At 39.4% G+C, this 17,596-nt stretch carries 18 protein-coding genes; 1 reads left to right on the forward strand and 17 read right to left on the reverse strand.

Annotated elements, in window-relative coordinates:
• Positions 1-105: 105 nt before the first annotated feature.
• From AR334_RS07530 to AR334_RS30585, 8 genes are all read right to left on the reverse strand, one after another.
• Positions 106-1,110, reverse strand: coding sequence for a DUF4179 domain-containing protein (locus AR334_RS07530; protein ID WP_066307520.1), 1,005 nt, complete (start codon positions 1,108-1,110; stop codon positions 106-108).
• Positions 1,097-1,627, reverse strand: a complete 531-nt coding sequence (locus tag AR334_RS07535; RefSeq protein ID WP_082692823.1) for an RNA polymerase sigma factor — start codon at positions 1,625-1,627, stop codon at positions 1,097-1,099. The genes AR334_RS07530 and AR334_RS07535 overlap by 14 nt, the downstream gene beginning before the upstream one ends.
• Positions 1,628-1,839: 212 nt before the next feature.
• A complete protein-coding gene (locus tag AR334_RS07540) occupies positions 1,840-2,547 on the reverse strand; it encodes a M48 family metallopeptidase (protein WP_066307523.1) in 708 nt (235 codons plus the stop codon).
• Between the two features lie 39 nt (positions 2,548-2,586).
• Positions 2,587-3,054 carry a GNAT family N-acetyltransferase gene (locus AR334_RS07545; protein ID WP_066307524.1) on the reverse strand — a complete coding sequence of 156 codons (468 nt, stop codon included), beginning with the start codon at positions 3,052-3,054 and terminating at the stop codon, positions 2,587-2,589.
• Positions 3,055-3,092: 38 nt separating this feature from the next.
• Positions 3,093-3,518 (reverse strand): 3-hydroxyacyl-ACP dehydratase FabZ, encoded by a 426-nt coding sequence (gene fabZ, locus AR334_RS07550; RefSeq protein ID WP_066307526.1) that lies wholly within the window; start codon positions 3,516-3,518, stop codon positions 3,093-3,095.
• Positions 3,519-3,604: 86 nt separating this feature from the next.
• Complete coding sequence (locus AR334_RS07555; protein ID WP_066307527.1) at positions 3,605-4,888, reverse strand: MFS transporter; 1,284 nt, start codon at positions 4,886-4,888, stop codon at positions 3,605-3,607.
• Positions 4,889-4,892: 4 nt separating this feature from the next.
• The gene (locus AR334_RS07560; protein WP_066307529.1) at positions 4,893-5,504 is read right to left on the reverse strand and encodes a TetR/AcrR family transcriptional regulator; all 612 of its coding nucleotides are present in this window, start codon (positions 5,502-5,504) and stop codon (positions 4,893-4,895) included.
• Between the two features lie 140 nt (positions 5,505-5,644).
• Complete coding sequence (locus tag AR334_RS30585) at positions 5,645-5,782, reverse strand: D-alanyl-D-alanine carboxypeptidase (RefSeq protein ID WP_301337152.1); 138 nt, start codon at positions 5,780-5,782, stop codon at positions 5,645-5,647.
• Positions 5,783-5,858: 76 nt separating this feature from the next.
• On the opposite strand from AR334_RS30585, the gene AR334_RS07565 reads away from it, so the two are divergent.
• Positions 5,859-6,122 (forward strand): hypothetical protein, encoded by a 264-nt coding sequence (locus tag AR334_RS07565; protein ID WP_066307531.1) that lies wholly within the window; start codon positions 5,859-5,861, stop codon positions 6,120-6,122.
• 146 nt (positions 6,123-6,268) lie between these two features.
• On the opposite strand, the gene AR334_RS07570 is transcribed toward AR334_RS07565, so the two are convergent.
• The 9 genes from AR334_RS07570 to dacB form a co-directional block, all read right to left on the reverse strand.
• A complete protein-coding gene (locus tag AR334_RS07570) occupies positions 6,269-7,918 on the reverse strand; it encodes a DUF4127 family protein (protein WP_066307533.1) in 1,650 nt (549 codons plus the stop codon).
• A gap of 35 nt (positions 7,919-7,953) precedes the next feature.
• Entirely contained in the window at positions 7,954-9,294 is a 1,341-nt protein-coding gene (locus AR334_RS07575) for an FAD-dependent oxidoreductase (protein ID WP_066307535.1), read from the reverse strand.
• Positions 9,295-9,321: 27 nt separating this feature from the next.
• On the reverse strand, positions 9,322-10,158 hold the full coding sequence (locus tag AR334_RS07580; protein ID WP_082692824.1) for a carbohydrate ABC transporter permease: 837 nt from the start codon (positions 10,156-10,158) through the stop codon (positions 9,322-9,324).
• Entirely contained in the window at positions 10,148-10,975 is an 828-nt protein-coding gene (locus tag AR334_RS07585) for a carbohydrate ABC transporter permease (protein ID WP_082692842.1), read from the reverse strand. The genes AR334_RS07580 and AR334_RS07585 overlap by 11 nt, the downstream gene beginning before the upstream one ends.
• A 116-nt stretch (positions 10,976-11,091) precedes the next feature.
• Entirely contained in the window at positions 11,092-11,784 is a 693-nt protein-coding gene (locus AR334_RS07590) for a hypothetical protein (protein WP_253701202.1), read from the reverse strand.
• 61 nt (positions 11,785-11,845) lie between these two features.
• Positions 11,846-13,138 carry a sugar ABC transporter substrate-binding protein gene (locus AR334_RS07595; protein WP_156431201.1) on the reverse strand — a complete coding sequence of 431 codons (1,293 nt, stop codon included), beginning with the start codon at positions 13,136-13,138 and terminating at the stop codon, positions 11,846-11,848.
• A 99-nt stretch (positions 13,139-13,237) separates the two neighbouring features.
• Positions 13,238-13,942: a response regulator gene (locus tag AR334_RS07600; RefSeq protein WP_066307736.1), complete on the reverse strand. Its 705-nt coding sequence runs from the start codon at positions 13,940-13,942 to the stop codon at positions 13,238-13,240.
• Complete coding sequence (locus AR334_RS07605) at positions 13,920-15,752, reverse strand: sensor histidine kinase (RefSeq protein WP_066307541.1); 1,833 nt, start codon at positions 15,750-15,752, stop codon at positions 13,920-13,922. Before AR334_RS07605 ends, AR334_RS07600 begins: the two co-directional genes overlap by 23 nt.
• Positions 15,753-15,981: 229 nt before the next feature.
• Entirely contained in the window at positions 15,982-17,379 is a 1,398-nt protein-coding gene (gene dacB / locus AR334_RS07610; RefSeq protein WP_066307543.1) for a D-alanyl-D-alanine carboxypeptidase/D-alanyl-D-alanine-endopeptidase, read from the reverse strand.
• Positions 17,380-17,596: the final 217 nt, after the last annotated feature.

Here is a 17,596-nt window from a genome sequence, read left to right on the forward strand (position 1 = left end):
AAACATCCTTAGTGAAGGATGATTCTTCGTAAATGTTCTGACACAGTTAAGGAGTAGCTAGTCCCGTGGGAGGAAAATCCCGCGAAACTAGCAGAAGTTAGTTGTTTAAGAACCTCGGCTTTTTAAAGCCGAGAGGTTCAGTTGTAGGTTCATTTCTAATTTACTTAACTTCTCATCGATTTCCTGATCATGTCGTAATTGGGGGCGGAACGTAATCTCTTTTGGAATCGTCTTAAACGGTTCATACGAGATCTTAACTGTTCCATTTTCCTTAAACATGGATAGTGGTTCCAACGCTTTCCCGTCGCTTCCATATAGCTCAAAACTCAGCTCCATCTCCCGCTCAGCTGGCTGCTTTAGCTTATAGACCACTTCCGTTGATGTCGGAGCAAAAGTGACCTTCTCGACGATTAAGGAGATATCACCGCTTTCTTTCTTTTCCATTGGAAGGATTACCTTGTTCTCTGAAGTTATTTCTTCCACTGGAAAATGAATATTCCAATTTCCTTCCGTGTCACCAAGCTTATTGAAATTCACGTCGAGTTCAAATTTATCCGGTAGTTGTGTAGATGAATCTAGGTGCATGACACCAAGAATCGTTTGGTCATCGTATCGTTCACTGTTACCCCCTACACCATAATTCCCAGGTTGCTTTCCATCTATCTTGAAGCCAATCGATGGATTAACGTTGTCATCAAGGTCCTGTTGTGATTGGACTACATATCCAATGGAAACCCGAGTTCCATCAAAGATCACCTCATTAACAGTCACTGTGATTCCTTTATCAGTAGCGCTCTTATTGATCGTTTGCGAAAGCCCTTTTTCAACGGTTGTTTTTAAAGTACTATCTTTGGAATGGGTAAACACCGAACCTACAAACGGAATACTTTGCAGTACCTGGGCCATGGTGTTGTTTGTAAAACCAGCGCCCAAAAGAATAGCCACACTAGCTACAATCCCACTGGCAATCATCGTTGACTTCTTCATTTTCTTCTTTCTCTCCGGTAGGCTAGCGAGGGTATCATCAATCCGTGTGCGTACCTGACTTGGCATTTCGCCCTCCATTTGTTTCAATAACTCTGCTAATTTTTGATCATTAATTTCTACCATTAGATACACTCCTCTCAGTTTTTGGATTAAGATATTCTGATAGTTTCGTACGAGCCCGGCTGAGGCGTGATTTCACTGTTCCATCAGGAATATCCAATGCTTGGGCAATTTCACGAACACTCCAATCCTTTAGGTAATAGAGCGTTACCGGAACGCGTAAATCCTCTTCTAATGATTTAAGAGCTTCTGTCAACTCAAAATCCGAACGATCATCAGGGGTTCCTTGCTCCATCCATTCTTGCATCGGTACTACCTTCTTATTTTTCCGCAAAATATCGTAGCAGCAGTTCATCACAATCCTAACCATCCAGGTTTTGAAAATACGAACGTCCCTTACGTTATGAATGGAACTGTATGCTTTTAATATGGCTTCTTGAAGCGCATCTGCACAGTCGTCATCGTTATGCAGGATTGACTTGGCCACCTTGTAAAGTGTGTCTTCTACATCTTTCACAATCACCACAAAAGCTTTCTTATCCCCTTTTTGGGCTTTTTTTATATCTAGTTCCCTAGCCAAATGTCCCACCTCCTTGTTTTTCTATCTATTAGATGGTCTACAGATTGAAACGGTTCACGCAAATTTATTTTTTTATATTAAATTTACAAAAGCTGGTATCCTAAAGACAAAATTAACGTCTGGAGATCAATTAATTTTAAAAAAAGAAACCTTGCTACCCAATAGCAAGGTTAATCTAGAGAGGATTTATAGTAAAGTTGGTTATTGTCCTTCTAAACCGTCATTTTCCAACCTGATCTAGTCAACCATGCCTCTTGTTCCTTATAATCAGGCATTATTTTTCCAACAAGACGCCAGAAGGAGCGGTCGTGGTTAAGATGTACCATATGACACATTTCGTGAATGACGACATAGTCGATAACCTCTAGTGGTGCCATTGCCAGCCGCCAATTAAATGTCAACTGCTGCTTTGAGTCACAGGTTCCCCATGTAGTTTTGCTATCTGTGATACGAATAGAACGTGGTTTTGGTTTGAAGTTGCCTTGATAGTTAGCTATGCTCTTCTCGACCAAAGCCTTGCACTGCTGGTAATAAAATCGTTTTAATGCTTGTTTGGTTTTTTCATCGTCACGCTGCTTAACAAATATGTGCAACCTTTCTTCTTTAAACACTACATGGTCTTGATTTATATGTTCATCTTCAAGGATTTGGATGGGATAAGCGTTGCCTAAATAAAGAAAACGCTCATTATATTCATAAACTTTTTTCTGTGGCCCTTGTAGCCTATCCTTCATTTCTTTCAATTTTTGCTGAATAAGGTCCCAGTTTCCCTCTAATAGCTGATGAATCCGTTTCTCAGGTGTCCCTTTTGGGGCCTGAACTTCCAGATTCCCATAACTATCGATCGTGATGCCCATCGATGTTCGATTTTTGTACTTGACCTCAAAACGGATGGTCTCTCCCAAGTAAGTATGTATCATGCAATCACCTTCATCATTCTCTCATGAATGATCCCCGATCTAAACTTTCATTTTCAAAATATACTGTTCCCCAATTGGGCCCATTTTTCTTTCCCCGGTATCATAAAACCCAACCTTTCGATATAGTTCTTGGGCTGGAATGTTTTTATGATTCACTGCAAGTACTAGTTCATTATAAGAAGGGAATTCAGATTTTACAAAACCATTTAACAATTGCATCGCTTTTTTAGCGAAACCTTTCCCCTGTTCTAAATGGTTGATTGACAAAGCCGTTAATAACAACGCATGAGGATTAGCTGAGTAATCCTTCACTCGAGTGGAAGTGTGAAGTAAAAAGAAACCAACAGGTTTTTCCCCATTTACAATGACTATAGGATGTCTCCCTTCGGTATCTACTAAAATATCATTCGGTAAAGCAGTAAATTTTTTTTGCTCTTCTGGAAGATGGAAGGACTTTAAAGCTGCAATATGCTTTTTTTCCAAACGTCTCAATGATATATTTTCCATTTTTTCTCCTTCATATTATTTTATTTCTGAGAGCTAAATCAACTACCAAAAGCAAAAATGAGTTCTGTTTCACAAACTAACACTCCATCAACAGTGGCGATCCCCTTTCCCTTTCCAATTGGACCTTTTAATCTGGTTATTTCAACTTCAAGTAAGAGTTGGTCACCCGGTTTTACTTGTTTTTTAAAACGGCAGTTGTCTATACCCGCTAAGAGCCCTAAACGTCCTTTATTCTCCTCTTTCGTTAGCATGACAACTGCACTTACTTGAGCTAATGCTTCAATTATTAATACCCCTGGCATAATTGGATATTCTGAAAAATGTCCGTTAAAATATGGTTCATTTACAGTTACATTTTTAAGACCTACAGCTCTTTTTCCTTCTTCTAGTTCTAAAATCCTGTCCACTAATAGAAATGGAAACCTGTGCCTTATAATTTGCTTAATAGATTGAGTATCTAACATCATTCACCCTCCATATTTTGGTATAATATACCAAATTCAATATCACTTAACAACACTACCTCTGGTTAGTAGGTTAGTCAATTTATTTAGTTATTAATGTAATTTTGTAATGGAATTGTCACCTTTTTCATTTTGCGAGAATTTAATGCATGGTGGTTAAAAAAGATGCTTAACATCCCCACAAAAATAAACCCAACAGTAATGATCATGGTTGATACATAATCTGTAAGTAGAAGGACTAAGGCCACTGTCAGATTTGCTGCTACACTTGTAAAAGAAAAAACGGCTAAATAAGAACTTCTTGAATCACTGGGAATAGAACTTGATAAATAAACTTGTTGTGCGAGCTTAAACAACACCTCACCAAAAGTAGCAACAAACATAAAATCAATAAGAAGTAGTAAATTTGTGGAATAGCTTAATACGGAGAAGCCCCCGAAAAAGCATATGGCACCGAGTTTTATAAATTTATTAATATTGAGATTCCCCATAAATTTTGAAAACAATAGAGATAAAAATACAGCAAAAAATGTATTTTCTGCTCTGAGAATGCCCACTACATTAAATCCATTGATGGGGAAATTTAATGAAAAAAAATGTAGAGTTAAAGGATGAAACTTCTCTTCGAGATAGATACTTATATATCCACCAAGTTGCTCTTCAATAGATACAAGAAGAAAAGTACCAATGGTAAAGAAAATAAATTTTCTATCATAAAGAATGGTTTTGAATGTCATTACACTATCTTTTAACAGTAAGTGCATAGTTATTTTATTTTTAGAAGAACTGTTATAAGAAGTTATTGTTTCATTGATTTTCAAATGGATCACTATACACGAAATCAAAAATATGATCCCTATGGAAAGGAATAAATAAAATTTGTATTTCCAAAAAAGGATTCCGCCAATGAGGCTGCCAAGACCGATAGCAATATTATTCATCCAATAAATACATGAGTAAATCTCTTTTCTATCTTTTTCTTCACTAGAGTCGATAATTAACGCCTGGTATACAGGAATAATAGCCGATTCAAAAAATTTAATTCCCAATATGATACAAAACGAAATGTATATTGAATCCATCCAAGAAGAATTAAAAAGGGCCAGTGAACAATATCCTAAAAAGATCACAAACTCCGAATAAATAATAATCTTCTTCCTACCTAATCTGTCGGATAGAAATCCTCCGATGAGTGCACCTATTATACTTACACTTATGACCATCATTACTAGAAATCCCGTTGCAGTGGTACCCAAATGTTTAGAAAAATAGATGATTAAAAAGGGTTGGACGGTCATAGTGGAAAATATAATAAAAAACTGCAGAACCAATCGGACCTTTATGTTACTTGGAAATTTATTAAAAATCATATCCTTAGTCCATACCCCTTTCAATTGGCCCAAATACTAGAACTGTATTTTTAATCAACTCATTCCAAATAGGGTGATTAGGAGGATCTGTTAGGTTTAGTCTAAGACCCATCAATAAACTAGTGTACGTGACAGCCACTATATCCGGGTTAAGATTTATTAATTTTCCTTTTTCTTGACCCTTCAAGATTAATTTCTTTAACTTTTGTTTGAAATCACTATGAAATTCATCAAGAATTCTAAACTCCTGATCGAACCTATTATGCTGACCGATTACTTGTTGAATGAGTCTTAAATAAATATCCTGAGTCGAATAAAAATGGATGTGTGATTCGACCATCTTTTCTATCTCATTTAAAGGATTATCAGGGTTGTCTGAGAACGCAAGCAACTCTTTTTTAAAGATCTCTAATGGTTCCACTATGATGGAATAAAAAAGGTCATTTTTCGTTTTAAAATAATTAAAAACATTCCCGTATCCCATATTACATTCCTTTGCAATTGTTGCAATGGAAACATTGTCAAATCCATTATTGGCAAAAAGAATAGAAGCGACTTGCATGATATTCTCCCGCTTCCTCAATATTTCAATTTTTTGTTCTTTAGATAAAGGCATAGTTTTCCTCCAATTTTATTAACGACTGACTAATCAGTCGTTGGTAAAATAATAAACTTTATTTCTATATTTTGTCAACAAGAAGCAAATAAAAACCACCAGTTATCTGATGGTTTGACTTACCGCCAATTTTGTTTGACCTACATTTGAGCAAGCATTTCAATCAACTGATCCTGTATTTCAGGTCCTTCTTCTTCATCTAATAAGTTGTTCAGCATAATTGAAAAAATCAACCGCTTCCCTGACTCTGTTTGCATGTAGCCCGAAAGCGTGCTCACCCAGAATTCTAAAAGTAGAAATACAGATTTGCTGTATAATAGGTAACATAGAAATTAAATTTTGGGAGTCTTATTTATGGGGAAAAAGAAAAAATCTAAGCCCATCGCTCAGGAGGATTTCGGAAGTGTTGAGTTTCATTGTTTGAAATGTGACTCTACGTTTGAAGTGAAATGGGAAACAATCTGGGATATTCAAGAATGCAAGCATGGTTATGTAGGGTACGATTTAAATGATACCCTTATTTGGTGCGAAAAATGCGGGGAACTTATTAATGAGCATGAAGAACCAGTACCTGTGATAATGTCCATAAAGCAAATTACAGATGAGAAGAAAATATAAACATAAGTGAATGTATTTACATCTATCAGCTGTTCATTCAGTGATTCGTTAGATTAAGCTATTGCGGCGTGACTGCACATAAAAAAAAGAGAAGTGCTACCAACACTTCTCTTCGACATATTTAGGACAGTGACACCGTGATAAAACTACTTTAACGTAATTGTCGGCTCAAGTTCCGCTTCAAAAATTCGCGGCCATGGCAGTTTCACGTGAACACTTTCCAGGGACGAAATGGTTTTATAAAAGTCTTTATTTCCTCTTGATCCAATATACACCTGTTTACCATCAAAATACTGATACCAGTATTCAGTTTGCTCTGTCAGTTTTTCCTGCACAAAACGGTTTACTTGGTCATAATGAGCCCCAAGATCAAATTCTCCTGCGCCAAGCTGTTGAACATACGCTCTGGCTGCCGGGTGGACCACATTCTTATATCCCTGGTCTTTGGCAAACCGATGAAGTAAAAATTCATAATGGGCCTTCGCCGTTTGTTCGTACAACGGAACTCTAAATCCTGATGTTTGAACTATAAAGGCATACCTTGATGCTGCATGGCCTACCGTAATGCCAAGTGCATTTCCGGCTGTATTCCAGCCGCTATAAGAAAGAAGTTTTGTAAGATCTACGCTCCGCGCAAGCTTCATCACCAATTCTTCTTCGGCCTTATTAACAATTAAAACATCTCCAATGGCCACCTGTTTACCCTTAGCAAGTAGCTCTTTTGTTCGATTAACCAGTCCGTCAATATCTTTTGTTCTGGATGAACTGCTGGACGAAGGGGTATTTAGCAAGAGATGAATATCCGCCTGATCCTCATTCCCAACCAACGTACCACCGGCTGATATAATATGCTTTTGCACATTGTAATCAAACGTAGTGTCTTCAAATGGTGCAATCCAATCATGGCCTTGAATCCCGCCATATTCTACAAAGAACTTCGGTGAAGAATGGAAGAAATGGTTCACGAATCGCGATACTAACACCACATCCACTTCATCAGCGCCAGGAAAAACGGAGACTTTGTCCTGAACTTGAAGCTCATTCACCTTAGCTTTTAATATTTCCCTCTCTGCACGATGAACTCCATAAGGGGCCGCATCGTCCTGAGATAGAATTAAGTAGTCAATATAGCCTTCCTGAACCCAGTCAATCATTAACTGATTCACCGTGTGATTTCTTGCTCTTGCTTTCTTGTAATCTTCTAAAACAGAGACAGGGATAAGCGCCTCAAGTTGTTCCAGTCTCTCTTTACCATCCATACCCAAATTTACGACCTTATCGTACAAAACGGCCCATTCACTAATAAGCGAATAATATTTTAGATATTCATCATTAATGGCAGTAACCGCTAGTCTTTGAATGTTATCGTAAACATATACAGGCTTATTCGGAAATAATTCTTTCAGCTTTTTAATGACTTGAATATCACGAAGAGAATCTTCTAATGATTTAACACCTGTACGCGAAGCCACTAAACCTCCATAAGCCAGCATACTTGTGGAAATAACAAAACCATCTGCCTGATCGGCGTTTTTCAGGATCCAATTGCTAATTTCTTCCCCATTACCTGGTTCAGTGAAACGGCCGATCATTTCTTTTGGCGGGATAATTACCTCCATCCCTGCCGCCTTTCCAACTTGCTGTGGAAAATAAGTATTTGCCGGCCGGTCATCTAATGGAACCATTAAAATCTTCGCCAGCGATTTTTCCTTCCCTGCGGCATCAACCATACCCATAGAGCTAAACAGCAAAAGTACAGCAAGACCTAATGAAAAAACTCTTCTCCAATGTTTCACAGTTTTCCTCCTTGATTACCTAATTTGTGACACAATTAAAGAACTACCCCATTATCAGCTAAATGTTCCCTTAGCTTGGTGATGTTTAGATCTTTGGGTGAAACATGATCAGTAATGGAAAGTGCTGCGGCAGCTCCGGCGGCTTGACCCGTAGCCATTGCACTTGGAGTTAATCTCGTGGTTGCCAATGCCTCGTGAGTGGTTGAAATACACCTCCCCGCTACTAATAAATTATCAATTTTCTTCGGCACAAGGCAGCGGTAGGGGATGCCATAGCTGCCATCTCCTTCGATGTCTTTTGCTTGAACGCCTTTACCACTTGGATCATGTATATCAATTGGGTAGCCGCTGAGAGCAATGGTATCTTCAAATTTCCTGCCATCGACAACATCCTCAATGGCGAGTACATATTGGCCATCAATGCGTCGTGTCTCTCGGATTCCTATTTGAGTTCCAACCGCAGAAATAGATGCCTTTTCAAAGCCGGGAATTTTCTTTTGTAAGAACTCTGCCATCATCAGAACCTGTTTTCTTCCTTCTCTTTCCCCGGCAGATAAGTCAAACACATCTGTGCCGTCCAAGCCTTGCACACGGGTGCAATTGACGAGCACCTCATCTTCCTCAGGTCCTGCAAAAAAGAGAACTTGGTCCCGATTAATAGGGACACCGGATTCACTCCATTCCTTATAAAAGCCCTGAACACCCGTTAATGGGATGAGGTCTAATTCATCAATTGGGGTCTTTTTGTAAAAATTACTTGGATTTGCTTTCATGGCCTCTTTTACTTTTTCAAGGTTTACACCCCGCATACGGAACTTCATCGTCATGGGCTGCGTTTTGTGATCTTCCTCTCTTCCTTTTAAACAAGGGGCACCGGAGAGATAGGCGATATCCGCATCTCCCGTTGCATCTACAAACCTCTTGGCGAAAACACGGATGGGGCCGGACTTTGTTGCCAGTCCTAGTGAAGTGATCTGATTCCCTTCCACTTCCACTTTATCTATAAAACTATGAACGAGTACTTCCACTCCGGCTTCCTCGAGCATTTCCAATGCCAATAGTTTATATTTTTCCGGATGATAAGGGGTTAACGAATACGTAAATCCAACCGTATCTCGCAAATGACCGGGCGACCCGCTTATTTCCATTAAGCGATCCACAATCTCTTGAGCAATTCCTTTTATGACTTGTTTTCCGGAGTTTGTATGAAAAGTCATCCACGGATAAACCAGTGCAACCGTCGACATTCCTCCCAAAAAGCCATACCTTTCAATCAGAAGTGTTTTTGCACCTGCCCTACCTGAAGCGATCGCTGCATTGATGCCGGCTGGACCGCCGCCCGCAACCACAACATCAAAAGTTAGTTCAGTCTTCAAACTAGACACATCCTTTTTTTGTAAACATTATTTTCCACCCGTCATCGTGACACCCTCGATAAATTGCTTTTGTGCAAAGAAAAAGATAATTAACAATGGAACGGTGGCCATTACAGACGCACTCATCAATAACTCCCATCTTGTTCCTACTTCATCCGTAAATAATGCCAAAGCCAATGGCAAAGTCATTAATTCTTTGGAATTGATATAAATGAGCGGCTCGTAAAATTCATTCCAGCTAGTTAAAAAGGTGAAAATCGTAAGTGTCGCAATGGCTGGCTTCGCCAGTGGTAGCATGATATTCCAGTAGATTCGAAAATAAGAACAGCCATCCAGCATTGCCGCCTCTTCTAATTCTTTAGGGACCAATAAGAAAAATTGCCTCATCACGAAAATCCCAAATACTCCCGCCGGTCCTAAAATAGGAATGGCGATTAATGGGACATGGGTATTAATCAATCCTAAATCCCTCATAAAGAGAAAAAGTGGAATCGTAATAACCTCAACAGGGATCATCATGGTGCTTAATAAACATAAAAACAGCAAATTGCTGCCTTTAAACTTCAATTTTGCGAACGCATAGCCAGCCAGCGAGCCGAAGAAAATGGTGCCAATTGTGACTAAGACGGCAATATAGAAACTATTAAAATAAAATAGGTGGAAAGGGGTCGTTTTTAGTACTTGTAAATAGTTTTCCCACCTAAATGGATCAGGAATGAATTGAAAGGAAAATATTTTCGTAGAATCCTTAAAAGATGTGTTTATCATCCATAAAAATGGAACAATCATAATCAAAGAAATGATGGATAATATTCCATAAAAGGCTACTTTCGTAAACACACCATTTTTTCTATTATTGTTCATGGAAAACCCACCTTTTTCTTACACCCCATTGAATTAGTGTAAAGAATAAAATGATGACAAATAACACAATGGCAATCGCAGAGGCGTAGCCAAAATCAAATAATTTGAAGGCATTTTCCCAAATATAATAAACTAAGACCTTCGTGTGATTCCCTGGGCCGCCGCCTGTCATCACATAAATCTGTCCAAACACCTTCATCGAGCCAATCACTGTTAAAATTAACGTTAAAAAAACAGTTGGTGTAATCATCGGAAGGGTAACATGCCAAAATTGTTTTAGTTTGTTTGCACCGTCCAAATAGGATGCTTCGTAAAGGTTTTTATCCACCTGCTGCAGCGCCGCAAGGAATAGTACCATATTCAGACCCACATTTTTCAGAGCACTTACCACAATAACCGCACCCATAGCAAGCTTTGGATTATATAGCCAGGCAGGTCCAGTAATGCCAAAAACATCGAGTATTTGGTTAATAAACCCTTCATCTGTCCCAAACATGTATTTCCATATAATCGACCAAACCACAATAGAGGTCATAACCGGAATAAAAATAGCTGTTCTAAAAAAGCCAATTCCCGGCAAATGACGCTGCAGCAGCAGCGCTAGCAGCAAGGCAATCATAATATTTATCGGAACAAGTCCCCCGGAAAATAGAAGTGTATTTTTCATAACCTCCCAGAAGTCAGGGTCGTTTACTAAACGCTGGTAGTTCTCGCTGCCAATAAAATTCGGATCTCCAAGCAGCTTCCAATCCGTTAAACTCATATAAACGGAATAGATAAAAGGAATAAACATGACTAACACAAAGCCAATTACCATTGGGCTTACAAATAAATAGCCAAAAAAGGCTTCACTTCCAAAAAACTTACTTCGCACTTTTTGAACAGGCAGGCCCTCTGCTGCTTTCACTTTTACTTCCAACTTCGCTGCCTCCTTTACAATGAATCAATGGTTTCTCTAAAAGAAGAAATAGCTCCTTTAATACTTTCTTCCGTGTTTCCAATGACAATCGCTCCAAGCATGATCGCTTTTACTCCAGCCCGATAAAGCAAGGGAATATCAGTCGGCTCAATCTTTCTTTGTGATGGAACCATTACAGGTACATCTACGTTTTGAACAAGCGAATTATAGGAAAGGATATCTTTAAAGGTCAATGGGCTGCCGTATTCCTCCCCGGGAACAATGGAAGCCTCGAGAGCTGACACTCCGAGATGCTTCACCTTGCCCAACTGACTAAAACGATATTCATTTGTAATCGCAAATGTCTTTTCCATCCCGTCCAGCTGTGTTAACCAGCTCGGCTTATGATGGGCATAGATGGAATAGAAATTAAAACCAAGTTGGATTAACTGTTCCATTTCACTTTGTTTTATATCTTCAAATGCGCCGCCCGGAACAATCCCAAGCGGTCCGGAGAATTCCGCTCTAATACTGCGGAAAACTTCTTCATATTCATGAACAGAAGTAAAGCTGTTTCCTGATGCCCGATGATGGACATTTACGTGCAATTTAATCACATCAACACCGGCATGAATAGCTGCCCTTGCAAGATCCAATCGATTTTCCGGCAAACTTGCCATTAAGGTAAGCTTTTTTGTCTCTAATATCTGTGTTAAGGAAGCAGTCAACGTAAACACCCCTGGTAAAAGGGATGCGGTTAATCCTTTTTAGGGTTAACCGCATCTCATTTTATTTCTTCAATAATGGATCAATCTTATCTTCCATACCTTTAAGTATTTCTTCAGGCTTTTTCAGCTGGCCAAATAATTCATCAAAGCCAAATTGAATCGCATTATCAATTTTTTGCCACTCGATATGTCCAGCTTGTAGTCTGGCATTGTCCATTTCATCAATAACAGCTCTTTTAATGCTTTCCACCGGCGGATTATTCGGCTGATTCACAAATTCATCTGAGCTAAGGACCGACTCACGCGGCGGTACGAAGAAAGTGGATGTCGCTTGAATTCCCTCTTGGCTTGTAAAGAACTTCAGCAGTTCTTTTGCCTCCTCTGTGTGTTTAGAGCCTTTAAATAATCCATATCCAGCCTGGCCCAACATTGGGAATCTGCCTTTTGGCCCTTCAGGAAGCGGGGCGATATCCCAAGCAAAATCTTTTATTTCGCGGGCACGGGAAACATAACTGTATACATCAAAGAACATGCCAATTTTCCCTGACTCAAAGCTTACTTGCTCGCCTGCTTTTGGATGGGAGCCATCTTTAAACATCATCCGATCAAGCATCTTTAGTGTTTCTACACCTTGTGGGCTATTCCATGTGAATTTTGTTTGATCCTTATTAAATAAGTCTCCACCATAGCCCCAAGTGTGTGATAATAAGGGAATCCACGTATTCCAGTCACGGAAGAAGTTCGCACCATATGTGCCTTTTTCGGATATCGCTTTTGCGGATTTCTCAAATTGCTCCCAATTCCATGTTCCTGCTTGAACATGTTCGTTCGGAGTTTTTTCCCCGGCCTTCACGAATAAATCTTTGTTATAGAACAAAACCTCTGGTGGTGTTGAAAACGGAATGCCATACAATTTATTGTCTTTTCTAAACAAATCTAAGGTGGACGGGAAGAAGTCGTCCATATTGTATTCCTTATCGTCTTTAAAAGAAGAAACATCATCTAAAATTCCATTTTCCATGAATTGCGGAACCATCCGCTCAGCTACCCAGCCTACATCGGGTAATTCCCTGCCGGCAGCCAAAACGGTAATTTTCTGCTGGTAGTCAGGGAATGGAACACTTTCCATTTTCACCTTAATATTTGGATGTGTTTCATTGAATTTTGCGATTAACTTGTTATAGACCTCTTGGTGGGCTTCATTCCCCCACATCATAAAAGTCAATTCCACCTGTTCATCCTTTGCTTTTGAACCTTTATCTTTCGGGGCAGTTGTATTGGCATCTTTATTACACGCCACTGAAACCGCTACCAAAAGAATCACTAAAAAAATGATCCCAAGCTTTTTTATCATCTCATAACCTCCCTTTGTATCTCATTTTAATAAAGGCGGAATCTAAAAAATATCCTCTCAAAACGAGAAATAGTTCGTTATTCTCATATTTTCGTCATTTTAGGAAAATTCACGGAACTCTTTTGGTGTCATTCCGGTTTCTTGCTTAAACACCGTCATAAAGTGCTTCGGACTTTTATAACCCGAAAGCTGTGCCACCTCATAAACTTTTAAATTCGTATCTTTTAACAATTTCTTGGCCCTTTTTAAACGTTCTTCCGTTATGTATTCCGTAAAGTTCGTGCCTAATTCCGACTTAAATAATTGACCAACATACTGGGGATTTAAATAAACATGCTCCGCAATATGTCCTAATGTAATTTCACGGCTTAAATTTTCGTCGATAAATTTCAGGATGTCTTGAAACTTTCGGGAAACAGGGATCCGGTTTTCTTCCTCGGTTTCCTTAAAGATGTTTGAAATGGCCTGTGACAGTTCAATCCGGTTTATTGGCTTTAAAAGATAATCCGTTATTCCATAACGCATGGCCGTTCTCGCGTACTCAAAGTCGCTATGACCGCTTAATATAATAATCGGAACATCTTTGGATATTTGTCTTACCTTCGAAATAAAGGTAAGGCCATCCATCCCTCCCATACGGATGTCCGTTACAATTAAATGCGGAATTCGCCGGTGAATCATGACCATTCCTTCCTCCCCGCTTTTAGCCTCCAATACTTGAAAACCGCCCATGCCTTGTTCAAGTAAAACTTTCAAACCTTGCCTGATAATGGCCTCGTCTTCAACAACTAATATTTCTTTCATTTTCATAGGCCCCCCTTCGTTGGATCGGTATTTTCAGCAAGATAGAAAATCCATTGTGTTCTTGGCTTGCTATCTCAATTCCGTACTCTTTTCCATAAAGCAGTTGAATTCTTTCATGAACATTTGGCAAAGCAATCCCGGTATGATTTCGGTTTGGCTTGGTTTGTCCTGTCTCCAATGTCTGCTTTAGCGCTTTCAACCTTTCAATGGGAACCCCCTTGCCGTTATCATGAATGACAATCTCGAGGAGTTCATTCTTACTGGCTGCTTTAATCACGATGAGGCCTCCCTGTCCAAATAGCCCATGGATAATGGCGTTCTCAACAAGCGGCTGTAATACCAGTTTAGGAATAAGGACATCATGTAAGACCGGCTCAATCTCTTCTTCATATTGAAGATTCTCCCCCATCCTAACTTTCTGTATGGCTATATACGATTGAATAAAAGACAATTCTTCCTTTAAGGTTACGATTTTAGAAGAATTATCAATGGTGTATCGCAGTAATCTGCCGAGCGAAGACACCATATCGGAAACCTCCAGATTTCCCTTTGTGACGGCAAGCATATTAATGGTCTCTAATGTGTTGTAAAGGAAATGAGGATTCATTTGACTTTGCAGTGCTTTAATCTCCGCTTCCTTCTCCCGCAGCCCTGTCTCGTATACTTCTGAAACCAGACGGTCAATTTCATTGATCATATGATTAAAGCCTTTTCCAAGCTGTCCAATTTCATCATATCCTTGAAAAGAAACCCTTTGAGACAAATTCCCTTTTTCAACATTTTCCATCGCTTTTCTTAATTTATAAATGGACCCTACCATAGGCTTGGAAAGCATAAATCCTAGCAGCATAGAAATGATAATCCCTAGTAAGACAACAACGATCACCACTTTACGGAGATGGTTTACCTCACTTAATACCGTGGCGCTTGGCGTTAACATAATGGTTTTTACACCTGAATAGGATGACTCGTTATATACAACCAAATAGTCAGTATGATTAATTGAAAAGTTCATATGTTGATGTTCTTTGAATCTGTTAATCTCAGTCAAAATGGAGTCTCCGATCATTTCGTCTTTTGCCTTTGGGTAAATGAATTGATTTTCATTGTTTAAAATAAAAATACGACTCGCTAAATTGGTTCTGCTTAAAATATCCTGAATTAACTCTTGCTTTAAATCAATTATTATAATTCCCAGAGGTTTATACGATTCCGGGTCCCTAATCAGCCTGGCAACGGAAAAAACAGTAACATCTTTGCGTAAATAATAATTGGGTTGATGGAGGGGAAGAAGCACCCACTCTCCGTCAGCTTTATTAATTTTCTTCAGCCATTCACTATTACGATCAAATACTTTTAGCATGACGGTATTTGAATCTAAATTACTAAAAATGGTTCCATCATTAGCCATGATATGAATACCTTTAATTTCATTTCTCATATGTATTAAACTAGAAATATACCGCCATAACGTTATTCGTTCATTTGCCGGTGGAAACATGGTTTTATCACTCGGGATTTGATGGTTTTCTAGAATATCCATTACTTCTTGATTATAGAGCGGAGACAATGAAATGATTTGCATTTCCTTCAGATATCGGTCTAAATTTCGATTGATTTGGTCCGCCAATTGGACTTGATATTCCTCCGTACGTTCCCGGCTCGACTTCGCCACTTGATAATATGTAATACTTCCAAGAAGGGTTGCGGTGGTCAAAATAAGAAGGGAGAAAATCAGAACCAGTTTAACCCGATACGGAAGTGATAATAATGCTCTTTTGATTCTTTGCTTAATTGGCAATATGTCCATCAAAATCCCCTTCACTCATTGAATTTCTTACTTTTCTTTCTACAGATCCCTTCCAAACTCCTTCCTACCCCTCGACAACTACCGGTAGTTATCTATTAAAAAAGTGCCTGGCACAACTCAAATAACTTCCCGATGGGGTAGATTCAGAATTCATGACATTCCGCTGCCACAAAAAAATAAAAAACCACCAGTTATCTGATGGTTTGACAATCCGTCATTTTGATTGGACCTACCATTGAGCAAGCAATTCAATCAACTGATCCTGTATTTCAGGTCCTTCTTCTTCGTCTAATAAGTTGTTCAGCATGATTGAAAAAATCAACCGCTTCCCTGACTCTGTTTGCATGTAGCCCGAAAGCGTGCTAACCCCGAAAATCGTTCCAGTTTTAGCGTGAACAGTTAAATCAGCAAGGCGTTCCCTCAATGTGCCTCCAACCATTCGTTCTATTTGACCACCGATGGGCAGACTGTGATAAAAGGATTCAAACCATGCTTTAGACTGTACGTTGAATAATAGATTGGTCAATTGATTCGGTGGAATTAAAGTCACAGACGAAAGTCCTGATCCATCCCGGAGCAGAACCGCAGCTGGATCGACACCGAACTTAGCCACCTCTGTTAACAACACGTCCATTCCCGCCTCCCAGCTGCCTTCCCCTTTTACCTGCTTCCCCATTTCTTTTACTAATATTTCTGCATGGCCATTGTTGCTTAGTTTCATGAATGGGATGAGAAGCTCAGCAAGCGGTATGGATGTATGATGGATCAATCGTCTTGCGTGTTCAGGTACGCAGCCGATTTCCTTCCTGCCGTTTATTCTGATGCCAGCCTGTGTTAGTTTTTCAGCAAATACTTGTAATACGTACTTAGTCGGCTCCCAAACGGCAATCCATTCTTTGATTGGTTCCGTTCCCACTGCCAGCTTTCCGTTAATTACAATTGTATTATCCCCGTGGCGGCGAACGACCTTCAATTCCGTTTCCTCTGCTTCCTCTTCTACTGTAATCGCATGATTTTCAATTTGGACATAAGCAGTATCAGGAAACACAGAGACATGGGTTGCTTCACCGTCTGCTGTTCCCGGCCTCACTTCTATCATAACAGTCCCCGCATCAAAATCGGCATTTGGCGAAAGCGTCAAGGCAGACACCTGCGCACCGTAATAGAAATGTTCATCATCCCACATCATATCCGGTGACAAGCGTACATCATCATACCACACGTCATCCGCAATCACATCGCCAGAAATGGACCGAATACCATAGAGATTGTATATTTGATCTGCAAATTGATCCAAATCTTTTGGGAGAAGCGTCGGGTCGCCCATTCCTTTGATGTACAGATTCCCTTGTAGTTCATGATTGAGGATTTCGCCATCGATCCATATTTCAGTCGTAAACACATAATCCTTCCCCAACGTGTCCAAAGCAGCAGCGGCTGTCAATAATTTCATATTGGAAGCCGGATGCAGCCTTGTACCCGCATTGTGATGATAGAGATTATTGCCGGTTTCATCCTCACAAACATTGACGCCTATTAGTGCACCTAGCAGTTTTGGATGCTCCGATATAAAATGATCCAGTTTATACTTCCAATCTACTTTCTGTACATGGTTTGATATCTCCATACCCTATTTCCCCCTGCGCTTACGTCACGTTTTTTTATTTGGTAGAATTCAGACATTTAAATTATCCCATATTTGTAGTAGGTCAGGTGGTTTAATTTTAAAAATATACTGAAAAATGGGTATATTTATCTTCCTTATTAAAACCGTATATTCACTTCTTTTATTCAAGCTTCAACATGCAAAGACAGGAAGCCGGACGTACATTAAATGGTTAAGC

It is taken from the genome of Bacillus sp. FJAT-29814 (assembly GCF_001510715.1).
Classification (GTDB): Bacteria; Bacillota; Bacilli; order Bacillales; family Cytobacillaceae; genus Neobacillus.